This is a genomic window from Gordonia sp. CNJ-863, assembly GCF_001942325.1.
Taxonomy (GTDB): Bacteria; Actinomycetota; Actinomycetes; order Mycobacteriales; family Mycobacteriaceae; genus Gordonia; species Gordonia alkanivorans.
Window position 1 is genome coordinate 53423 of record NZ_MKKG01000018.1, and the last position, 10493, is coordinate 63915.

A 10493-nucleotide genomic window follows, 5' to 3' on the forward strand; every position below is an offset into this window, starting at 1 on the left:
CAGTGAGGCGAAGCCGGAAGAGATGAGCGTTCTCGGAGTGGGGATCGACATCGTGTCGATCCCGGAGTTCGCCGAGCAGCTCCGGCAGCCGGGAACGACGTTCGCCGACCGGTTCACGGTCGGCGAACGGCGGGACTCGGCTGCCGGAACCGGCGACGACGCACGGCATCTCGCCGCGCGCTGGGCGGCGAAGGAAGCCGTCGTGAAAGCCTGGTCGGTGAGCCGGTTCTCGCGGTCCCCGTTGCTGCCGCTGATCCGGCACAGCGACATCGAGGTCGTCACCGACAACTGGGGCAGGCCGGCGATCCGGCTGTCCGGCGAGATCGGCAATCACCTGCGCGACACCGTCGTCCACGTGTCCCTGACGCACGACGGGGACACCGCGGCGGCGGTAGCGATCCTCGAGGGCAGATAGGCCCCACACCCTCAGGGCCGCCACGACCCTCAGACCGTCGTCGACTCCTCGAGCAGCAGATAGCCCGCGAGCATCCGCTTGAGTTCGGCGACGGTCTCGTCGTGGTCGTGGCCGTCCTGCACCGAGAAACTGAGCAACGAGTACGCCGTGTGCACCAGCACCTGCGACATCATCTCGCGACGTTCACGCTGAGAAGGCGTGAGCGGTGCGATGATCCGTGCGACCTGTTCTGCGAGCACGCGTTCGTTCTCCGACGCGGTCGCACGCGTGGCGGGCGTCGACTGCACCGCCAGCCACACCGCACGCCGTGACGGGTCGGTGCGCCACAGTGCCGCGAGATGGTCGAGGAACTTCTCGAGCAGGCTGGGCCACTCGAGCGACGGCACCTCGGTGGCGAACGCGGTCAGCTCCTCGCGGACGTCGACGGTGTCCTGCCGGTCGAGTTCGCAGACGATGACGTATTTGTTCGCGAAGTACTGGTACAGCGTCCCGATCGGGACCTCGGCGCGCGCCGCGATCTCCTCACACGTCAGCGATTCGAAACCGACGTCGATCAGCAGTTCGCGGGCCGCCTCGAGCATCGCCTGGAACTTGCGTTTGCTTCGTTCCTGCGTGGGCCGCTTGCGCGGCATCAGCGGTTCGGCGGACTCGGTCATCGGAGGTGGATCTCAGACGGACAGGTCGCGGCGCAGCTTGGCCACGTGTCCGGTGGCGCGGACGTTGTACTGCGCGAGCGCGATGGTGCCGTCGGTGTCGACGAGAAACGTGGAGCGGATGACGCCGGTGACGGTCTTGCCGTACATCTTCTTCTCGCCGAAGGCGCCCCACTCGGTGAGCACCTTCTTCTCGGGGTCGCTCAGCAGGGGGAAGGTCAGCCCTTCCTTCTCGACGAACTTGGCCAGCTTGGCCGGCTTGTCCGGGGAGATGCCGAGCACCGTCAGGCCGGCGTCGTTCAGCTCGGCGAGATTGTCGCGAAAATCACACGCCTGCTTGGTGCAGCCGGGCGTCGACGCCGCCGGGTAGAAGTAGACGATGACCTTCCGTCCGGCATAGTCGGACAACGACACCGGATTCTCGTTCGCGTCGGGCAGGGTGAACGCGGGTGCGCGATCACCGACGGACAAACGCTGTGCCTCCACCGGGGGAGTGACCTCTGCCATGACAGTCAGGCTAGTGCATGGTCACATGCCGCGACGGGAGGATGTCGTAGCATCGAACCGCCGCCGTCCGGCGGCGATCTGGACAGTCAATGACAACGCGTGAGCAGTGACGACGCGTAACTAGAGCGAGAAGCGCCGGAAGGATGCAACGTGGCCGGAGACACCGAACGTATCGAGCAGGAGATCGCCAAGGCCCGTGAGGACCTTGCCAGCACGCTCGACGCGCTCGCCGAACGTGCCAACCCGCAGCGCCTCGCCGACGACGCCAAATCCAAGGCTCTGGCGACGCTGCAGAAGCCCGCGGTCATGTACTCCATCGCCGGCGTGGGGGCACTCGTGCTCGTGCTCGTGGTCCGCAAGATCACCAGCTGACCCACGCCGCTGCCGGCACCCCGGGAAGCGACGGCCTCAAACCCGCGCAAACCCGCTCCGACCAGGCGATTTCACAACTGGGGATGGTGTCATGTAATGTTCCTTCTCGCCGCCGGGAGGTACTCCGGAGGCGAAAAAGGCAAGCGCCATTAGCTCAATTGGCAGAGCAGCTGACTCTTAATCAGCGGGTTCGGGGTTCGAGTCCCTGATGGCGCACAGAGTTTCACAAGACGCCTCGCAGCAATTGCGAGGCGTCTTGTGGCATATCAGGGTTTGTGACGCAGTGGCCTGCGGAGGTCGGTGTCGCGGGCGGTGCGCAGGACACGCCGCCGAACGGACGACACACAGCGGAGCTCACAGACCGGGTTCTCGTACACTGGTGCGAGATTCGGGGAGGCATTCGGCCGACCGGTCATCAGAGTCGGGCGTGACAGGCGGGAGAGAGATGGGGATCGGTCGTTCTTCACGACGGATGCCACTGATCATCAGTGGTGTGTTGCTTGCGATCATCGCACTCGTGACATCGTGCTCACAGGAGGCGGCGTACTCCGACAACGTCACCAGTTCGAGCCTCTTCGACGATCTGCTCAAGCCCGCCGTCGACATCACCGAACTCAACGATCAGCCGCTGAGTGACAACACGGTCGGCGTCCAGCCGGGTGCACCCATCAAGGTCACCACGAGCGAGGGCACGCTCAGCCGGGTTCTCATCACCAAGTCGGACGGGACCCCGCTCAAGGGCACCTTCACCGACAACGACACCGTCTGGGTCAGCAACGAGGCGCTCGGCTACAACCGCACCTACACGCTGGAGACCGACGCGGTCGGCATCGGCGGCGCGGTCACCAAGAAGGTCACCTTCACGACCAGCAGCCCCAACAACCTGACGCAGGCCTACCTGACCCCCAACCCGGGTGAGACCGTCGGCGTCGGACAGCCGATCGCGGTGAAGTTCGACGAGCCGATCCCGAACCGTCGAGCCGCGCAGAAGGCGATCCGGGTCATCACCGATCCGCCGGTCGAGGGCGCGTTCTACTGGATCAGCGACAGCGAGGTCCGGTGGCGTCCCAAGGAGTACTGGAAGCCCGGCACCAAGGTGCGGGTCGCCGTCAACACCTATGGCATCGACCTCGGTGACGGCCTGTACGGCCAGGAGAACGTCCGCACCAACTTCACGGTCGGCCGCCGGATGGTGATCACCGCCGACGACAACACCAAGCAGGTCGTGTTCGAGCGCGACGGCCAGGTCATCAAGAGCATGCCGACGTCGATGGGCAAGCCGGGCGACGAGACCGACAACGGCATCTACCTGATCGCCGACAAGCACGACCACATCATCATGGACTCGTCGACGTACGGCGTCCCGATCAACTCGTCCAACGGTTACCGCACCCCCGTCGACTACGCGACGCGGATGTCCTACAGCGGCATCTTCTTCCACTCGGCGCCCTGGTCGGTGTGGGCCCAAGGCAACACCAACACGAGCCACGGCTGCCTCAACCTCAGCCCGGAGAACGCGCTCTGGGTCATGAACAACACGCTGCGCGGCGACCCGGTGGTCGTCAAGAACACCACGGGCGGCACGCTCTCCGGCACCGACGGCCTCGGTGACTGGAACATCCCGTGGTCGGAGTGGCGCAAGGGCAACGCGGACAACTCCTGACCCATGAACAGTCCATCCGAGAGCCGCACACACGGTTCTCGTATGGGCTCTTTCCGGATCGGCAGGCTGCGATGGTTCGTCCCGGTCTGCGCGATCGTGGTCGCCGGAACCGCGCTCGGGGGCTCCGCCGCGGTTGTGCACGCAGCACCGTCGGACGTGTTGCCGAGTTCGGGGTGTGAGGCGGATCTGCCGCCGAAACCGAAGAAGGGTCCGGTCGACCCGCGTGACCTGATCCCGCGGCTGCCCGACCGGTTCAGCATCCCGCTGCCGTACCCGCGGATCCTGCCGGTGCCCGAACCGGCTCCGGAGAAGCCGGTGGTCCGCATCCCGTCGGAGAAGCCGCCGAAGGACCCGTGCTCGGACCCGTGCCCGGACATCACCGACCCACCCAAGCCGAAACCCGACGCCGGCGGTCCCGCGTTGAGCATCGAGTTCCCGAAGATCACCTTCGATCCGGCGCCCAAGAACATCCCTGTTCCGGTGCCCAACCCGAACCCGCCGGAGCTTCCTCCGCCACCTGCGGCCGTCGCCCCGGGTGTCGACGCCGGACCGGTCGCATCCAAGCCGACGCGTCCGCGGGTGTCGGGCGTCGAACTCGTCAGCACGCTCACCGGTAAGGGTTCGACGAGCCGTACCGACAAGCGCTGGCAGATCCACGGCACCGACCTCGGGATCATGTGGGAGTCCGCACCGGGGAAGGTCGCGGTCGTCTTCGGCGACACCGTCGGCAAGGGTTTCCGCCCGCCGGGTGCCAACGGGCGGGACTGGCGGTCCAACGTGCTCGGGTTCTCGAGCGATGCGAAGCTGTCCGACGGGATGAGTATCGACACGATGATCCAGGACAGCCGATGCCACGCCGCGGAACTGCTCAGCGCGCGACGCATCGACCACTACGAGATCACCGTCATCCCGACCTCGGGTTTCGCGATCGGCGACCGCCAGTTCATGACCTATATGTCGGTGCGGACCTGGGGCAAGATTCCCGGCACGTGGCTGACCAACCACGGCGGGCTGGCGTACTCGGACGACGGCGGGTCGACGTGGACCAAGGACCCGTACGCCCGATGGGACAACATCTTCGGCGTCAGCCAGTTCCAGGTGTCGTCGATGGCTCCCCAGGGCGAGTACGTGTACATGTTCGGCACGCCCAACTCGCGGATCGGTTCGGTCGGCCTCGCGCGAGTCCACCGCGACCACGTACTGAACAAGACCGCCTACCAGTACTGGCGAGACGGTCGCTGGGTCCCCGCACGCGACGGCAACGTCGCGTCGGTGATCTTCGCCGGACCGGCCGGCGAGGTGTCGGCCCGTTACGACGAGAAGTCGAAGCGGTGGCAGCTGACCTACCTCGACGCCCTCCGCGGCGGGATCATGCTGCGCAAGGCCCGCGAACCCCAAGGGCTCTGGTCCGAACCCGCAGAACTGGTCCATTCGTCGAGGTACGACCAGCTCTACGGCGGCTTCATGCACCCGTGGTCGAGCGGGGAGGACCTGTACTTCACCATGTCGACCTGGACCGACTACAACGTCGCACTGATGCAGGCGCGCGTCCGCTGACGGACGCTCAGCGGACCTCGAATGTCCGCGACATCCCGCTGATCGGCCGGATCCTGCCGCTGCCGTCGCGGCTGTTGCCGTCGTACTTGATCCGGTACGTCCCCGACGCCCCGGCGGGCGGTCGCCAGGTGATCGTGATGCGCGAGGTGTCGGTGCTGCCGGGCGGGCGTGCCCAGCGGAACTCGGTCGACCAGTCGTTGTCGTCGGCGACCGTCGTCCACGAATCACCTTCGCGGCGCTGGACCTCCAGATACGTTCCGCCATGCCGGAAGTCGTTGTTGGGGTGCGCGCCGACGAAGTCGACGGTGATGGGCTGCCCCGGACGGTACGACCCGCGGCTGGCGGAGGACGTCGCCGTAGGCGTGCCCCGGGATGGGGCGGTCGGCGGGGACCGGCGGTAGCAGATCGGGCTGGAAGCCGGACTTGTCGACGGGCGCCGGACCGCGCCCCAGGCTGCGGCCCGATGCCATCGCGGCGGCGAGCTTCGCGAACTCCTGCATGTACGCGGGCAATGTGTAGCGGCCGTACTGGGTTTCGCCACCCTCGTACTGCTGGAGGTCGTACTCCTCCGGGGTGGTGACGTACTGGGTGTAGGAGTTCGCGTAACCCTGGATGAGCACGTTGTCGATGTCGACGCGCAGTTCGTCGGCGACGACCTGACGAAGTCGGAGTCCCGCGACGACGGTCACCTCGGCCGGCACCGCGACGAGCACCAGTTCCCCGATCCGCATGATCTGCAACGGGACCACCGACGGAATCCAGCCCGACGGCGGCATGAGTCCGAGAGGGAAGAGAATCAGCTTGGGCGCCTGCATGTCCCGCATCCACGGGGCGATCGGCGGCTTCTTGTCGCCGCCGAGAGCGGCCACGAGGGGATTGGTCATGCCCTCGACGAGGAGGGGGAGCGGCTGCTCGTAGTTGTCCTCGCTGCTGGTCGCCGCTGCGGCGGCACCCATCATCGCCGGCGTCGTCGACGCCGGTTTCCCGTCGGGCGTGTAGGTTCCGGCGACCCGCACCGCGGACATGTCGACGTAGCGCGTGATCGAGTCGACGCCGCCGCGGGTCATCGGGCGGGTGGCCTCGAAGGCGCGCCGTCCGGCGACGTACTGGCGTTCACCGATGAGTTCGCAGTTGCGCTTGTTGTCGGTCGTCGGGCCGCTCGGTGTGAACCACTCGAGGGAGAGGTTGGGCGTCATGTCGCCCGAGTTCGTCTGCGGGAAGGCGGCGACGAAGCCCGGCTGGGTGCGCTCCCACAGGTAGCTGGCGTACCCCTTGTTGTCGCCGGCGATCAGCACGTTGTGATCGGCCAGCGAGGTGCCGTGGGTCGAGAACCAGGTGATGGCCCCGACGTCCCTCCCGCTCGCGTGCCGAAGCCGCAGCACGGTGACCTGCGGGTCGATCGCGTTGGGGAACAACTTCTTCTCCGACGCCGGGTTGGCGTCGAAGGCGACCCTGGACCGGTTCGCGCTGGCGTTGTGCAGTTCCTCGCGACCGATGGTGATCGTGCCGGGCGCCAGGTTGTCGTGCGCGCGGACGATGGCGGCGAACATGCCGTCGACCTCGGCGTCGTACGAGTTCTTCTTGAATCCGAAAGCGGCGAGCGAATATGCGTAGTCCCAGGCGGTCCCGCCGCAGGAGGCATGCGAGTGCTGCGCGTTCAGGTTGACGTTCGCCTCGGTGTAGAGCGAACCGAAACGCTTGCTCAGCTTCTCCATCAGCCCCATGTGGTGTGACTCGAAGAGGCAGGCGATGTCGGCGGTCAGGAAGACCACGCGCTTGCCGGTGGCCTGGTCGACGATGATGTAGGCGCGCGCCCAGCATCGCTGGAGGAGGCCGGCCGCGACCTGCTCCGGATTGGAGTAGCCCATCATGCCCTGTCCGGCAACGGCACCCGTGACGTCACCGATACCGCAGCCGACGAGGTAGTTCGTCGAGTCGGAGGGGGCGGCCGGGGCCCGACCGGCCGTGCTCAGCGCCAGACCGCCGCCCGCAACGGTCACCGCCGCACCGGCGATCAGTTGTCTCCGTGTCACGTCCACGTGGTGTGTCCCCTTCAAGCTTTCTCCTGGGTGGTCTCTGGGTTGTCGGCGATGTGCGTCGACAGGTTGGCGACCACGGCGTCTGCGATGAGGTCGCAGATCGCGCGGTCGCGGATGTTCAGGAAAGACAGAGTGATTCCGTCAGTGGCGGCGAGGACGAGCGGTGCGAGATCGGCGGAGGCGCGGTCCCAGGCGGTACCGGTGGCCGCGGCGACACCGTCGAGCGCGTCTGCGATCGCCTCGTAGTACCGGAGGTACATCTGTGCGCCGAGGTCGCTGAGTCCGTCGGTCTGCCTGGCGTATTGGTTCAGCGAGATCATGGCCTGCTCGCGGTCGGGATCGGCCTGTACCCCGTCGATGTAGGCGGAGAGCGCGCTCTGCAGGATCGCCACCACGCCGGCCCGGCCCGGCGAGATGTCCTGGGCGCCCTCGCCGAGCGCGGCGCCCACCGCGGTCAACTCCTTCTCGGTTCCGCGTTCGACGAGTGCCTCGAGGAGTTCGTCGCGGGTGGCGAACACGTAGTGGAAGGTCGACAGCGTGACGCCGGCCTCCGCGCAGATCGCGCGCGTGGTCGCGCCGTCGACCCCGCGTCGTGCGATCACCCGGAATGCGGACTCCAGCAGCAGTTCTCGCCGTTCCTCGACAGGCATCCTCATGGTCGGCGCACCTTCACGTCAGCTCGGTCACCGGAGATCACCGAGGATCTCCCGTGCCGCACGACGCCCCGAGCGGACCGCTCCGTCCATGTATCCCGTCCAGTAGTCCGAGGTCTCCGTGCCGGCCCAGTGGATGGGGCCGACGGGCTCGCGGAGTGCGGTGCCGTATTTGGTGAGGGTGCCCGGTCGGCTCACCGCGACCGGCCCACCGCGCGACCAGGGTTCGAGATCCCACTTGAACACGCCGTAGTCGATGAAGTCGGCGGCCTCGGGACCGAAGTACTCGACGAAGTTGGCGATGCACTCCTTGACCAGGGTGGATTCGGGAGCGTGATCGAGGCGGCGCATGGCGTCGGCGGAGATGAAGCCCATCAGGATGTGGTTGCCCTCGGCGTAGCTCTCGAAGGTCACGTCGATGGGGCGTCCAGCGCCGTAGGCCTGTCCCGACAGACCTTTGTCGCGCCAGAACGGCCGCTTGTAGAGCGCCGCGAACTTGCTGACCGCACCCATGCGGTAGCCGCGGTGGATGCCGGTGCGTGCGGCGGGAAGTCCTGGGCGGTAGTCGATCTGGCCGGCGATGGCGGGGGACATGGCGACGATGACGCGGCGCGCGCGATGGGTGCCGGCGTCGCCGGCGACGGTCGCGATGCCGTCGGTGTAGGAGATCGACCGGACGGGCGCGTTGTAGACCATGTTCGCCGAGAGCTCGCGGGCCATCCGAAGCGGGATGAGGGCGGCGCCGCCTTCGAACAGTCGCTCCTGCGCGCCGTCGTCGGTGCTCAGGAGTCGGATGAGGGTTCCCGGGTTCTGCTCGTCGCCGGATGCCGCGATGTAGTTGAGGTAGTAGAGCGCGGAGACTTCGTCGGGACGGACCGACAGCGGTGCCGACATCGCTATCTGCACGAGGTCGCGCGCGGTCTGGGTGTCGGCGATCTGGTGGGTGTACTGCCCCCAGGTGATCGAGTCCAGGTAGGCGGCGTTCGGGTGCTTCCACGGCTGGCCGACGGGGAAGCCCGCCAGCGCGTCGGCCTGGGCCCGGACCAGCGCGGCACCCGCTTGGCCGAGGTCGGCCACTGCGGGAATCGGCAGAGCGGCAGGTACCCGCGTCGTCCCGGTGCGGCTGACGAAGATGCTGTCGCCGGCGTTGTAGGTCCGCAGCGTCCGGACGTCGTACTCACGGGCGAGGCCGGCGATGTGACCCTGTGTGGGCCCGATGAATTCGGCTCCGGCGTCGAGCGTGGCGCCCAGCTTGGGTGAGGAGATGTTGTGGACGCGCCCGCCCGCACGGTCTCGGGCCTCGAGCACGGTCACCGACGCGCCGGCAGCCTTGAGTGCCCTGGCAGCCGCGAGCCCGGACAGTCCTCCGCCGACGACGATGACGTCGACGATCCCCGTCGGCGCAGCCGACACCCGCCCCGACCCGACCAGCGACGCGCCTGCTGCCGCCAGCGTTCCGCCCAGGAAGTGTCTGCGTGAGAGGTGTGTACCCATGTGATCCCCCGATCTCGTGGTGATGGCGAGGCTATCGACCACATGTTCAGGTCAGATGACCTGAAGTATCGAGAGAGTAACAGGAGAGTGTGAGGCGCAACACCCCGATCAACGCACAATCGCCACCTCCGGCGCACAAGCGCTGGCTGTGACCAGCGCTCATGCGCCAGAAGTGGCGATCGTGTCGAAGTTGTGCGCGTGTCGAAGTGGTGCGCGCGACGTTGACCTGCGGCGCGCACTCTCGATGCGGCCGCAGAGGAGGGGCCGGCGATCAGTCCTTGTTGCCGGGGATGCCGACGATGAACCCGACCCCGATGATGATGCAGGAGATCAGCGCGACGACGAACATGACCCAATATGCTGGCATGTCCGTGACGCTACTGCGGAAAAACAACGCCCGCAGCCGGTTCGGGATCATTGAGGTCCAAGTACCCGCAGGTCGTGGGGCCTAGGCATGAGGTCGAGCGACGTGGCGAGGAAGGGTCGCGACCACCGGGAAACCGCCGGGCACGGTGATGGTGCCCATGTTCAGCAGGATCGCGAGGGCCATGCCGAGGGCGATGTCGCCGACGGTGAGCTCCACTCGGCCCGCCTGCGCGAGGAACATCACGACGATCATGTAGTTGAGGTCCGGATTTCGTCGCAGGTGAGGCGGTTGAACCTTATGATGTTGTGCCCGCATTCCGGACACAACGTCATACGGATGCGAGGGTCGGGTAGGCGGCGGCGAGGAGCAGCGAGGCGAGGGTGGCTTCGGCGTCGGTGGCGTTGCGGAGGTCGATGACCTCGCGCAGGTGAAGGCGCGTTTCAGCGCCGGACTCCTCGTCGGGTCCGTGGATCTCGGTGCGCACCTTGTTGAGTTGTTCGGCGAATCGGCGGGGGATGTCGGGTCGCCGGTTGATGTGTTCGGGGTTGGGTGGGGCGCCGGGTTCGGCGTTCAACCGCCAGGCGCAGCGACCTTCGTCGGGGCCTTCACGGACCATGCGGGTGGTGAACTGACCTACCTGCTCGCCGACCATGCGATTGTGTTTCGGGCACGCCGGTGCGAGGTCGGTGATGTCGGTGAGTCCACCGAGACCCCAATCCAGTTGCGCGTGGTGCATTTCCACGTGCGCGGCGGATATGCCGCAGTCGGGGGTG

At 66.9% G+C, this 10493-nt stretch carries 8 protein-coding genes, 1 tRNA gene and 3 pseudogenes; 5 read left to right on the forward strand and 7 right to left on the reverse strand.

The window, feature by feature from the left end:
• Positions 1 to 22: 22 nt before the first annotated feature.
• Positions 23 to 415: a holo-ACP synthase gene (locus tag BJF87_RS10955; protein WP_006868104.1), complete on the forward strand. Its 393-nt coding sequence runs from the start codon at positions 23 to 25 to the stop codon at positions 413 to 415.
• A 29-nt stretch (positions 416 to 444) separates the two neighbouring features.
• Here BJF87_RS10955 and BJF87_RS10960 read toward each other — a convergent pair whose 3' ends face one another.
• On the reverse strand, positions 445 to 1071 hold the full coding sequence (locus BJF87_RS10960; RefSeq protein ID WP_006357347.1) for a TetR family transcriptional regulator: 627 nt from the start codon (positions 1069 to 1071) through the stop codon (positions 445 to 447).
• Positions 1072 to 1083: 12 nt separating this feature from the next.
• Entirely contained in the window at positions 1084 to 1575 is a 492-nt protein-coding gene (gene bcp / locus BJF87_RS10965) for a thioredoxin-dependent thiol peroxidase (protein WP_006357348.1), read from the reverse strand.
• Between the two features lie 150 nt (positions 1576 to 1725).
• Between bcp and BJF87_RS10970 the strand changes: the two genes are divergently transcribed.
• The 4 genes from BJF87_RS10970 to BJF87_RS10985 all read left to right on the forward strand — a co-directional run bounded on the left by BJF87_RS10970 (position 1726) and on the right by BJF87_RS10985 (position 5167).
• Positions 1726 to 1947: a DUF3618 domain-containing protein gene (locus BJF87_RS10970; RefSeq protein WP_006357349.1), complete on the forward strand. Its 222-nt coding sequence runs from the start codon at positions 1726 to 1728 to the stop codon at positions 1945 to 1947.
• Positions 1948 to 2090: 143 nt separating this feature from the next.
• Positions 2091 to 2163, forward strand: a tRNA-Lys gene (locus BJF87_RS10975).
• Between the two features lie 256 nt (positions 2164 to 2419).
• The gene (locus BJF87_RS10980) at positions 2420 to 3610 is read left to right on the forward strand and encodes an Ig-like domain-containing protein (RefSeq protein ID WP_006357350.1); all 1191 of its coding nucleotides are present in this window, start codon (positions 2420 to 2422) and stop codon (positions 3608 to 3610) included.
• A 42-nt stretch (positions 3611 to 3652) separates the two neighbouring features.
• Complete coding sequence (locus BJF87_RS10985) at positions 3653 to 5167, forward strand: DUF4185 domain-containing protein (protein WP_006357351.1); 1515 nt, start codon at positions 3653 to 3655, stop codon at positions 5165 to 5167.
• A gap of 7 nt (positions 5168 to 5174) precedes the next feature.
• On the opposite strand, the pseudogene BJF87_RS10990 reads toward BJF87_RS10985, so the two are convergent.
• From BJF87_RS10990 to BJF87_RS11005, 5 genes and pseudogenes are all read right to left on the reverse strand, one after another.
• Positions 5175 to 7206: pseudogene (locus tag BJF87_RS10990) on the reverse strand (neutral/alkaline ceramidase).
• A 14-nt stretch (positions 7207 to 7220) separates the two neighbouring features.
• Positions 7221 to 7856 (reverse strand): TetR/AcrR family transcriptional regulator, encoded by a 636-nt coding sequence (locus tag BJF87_RS10995; protein ID WP_006357353.1) that lies wholly within the window; start codon positions 7854 to 7856, stop codon positions 7221 to 7223.
• 33 nt (positions 7857 to 7889) lie between these two features.
• Entirely contained in the window at positions 7890 to 9353 is a 1464-nt protein-coding gene (locus BJF87_RS11000; RefSeq protein ID WP_006357354.1) for an FAD-dependent oxidoreductase, read from the reverse strand.
• A 456-nt stretch (positions 9354 to 9809) separates the two neighbouring features.
• Positions 9810 to 9981, reverse strand: a pseudogene (locus BJF87_RS25740) (dicarboxylate/amino acid:cation symporter); the annotation flags it as partial.
• A 67-nt stretch (positions 9982 to 10048) separates the two neighbouring features.
• A pseudogene (locus tag BJF87_RS11005) lies at positions 10049 to 10493 on the reverse strand (HNH endonuclease); the annotation flags it as partial.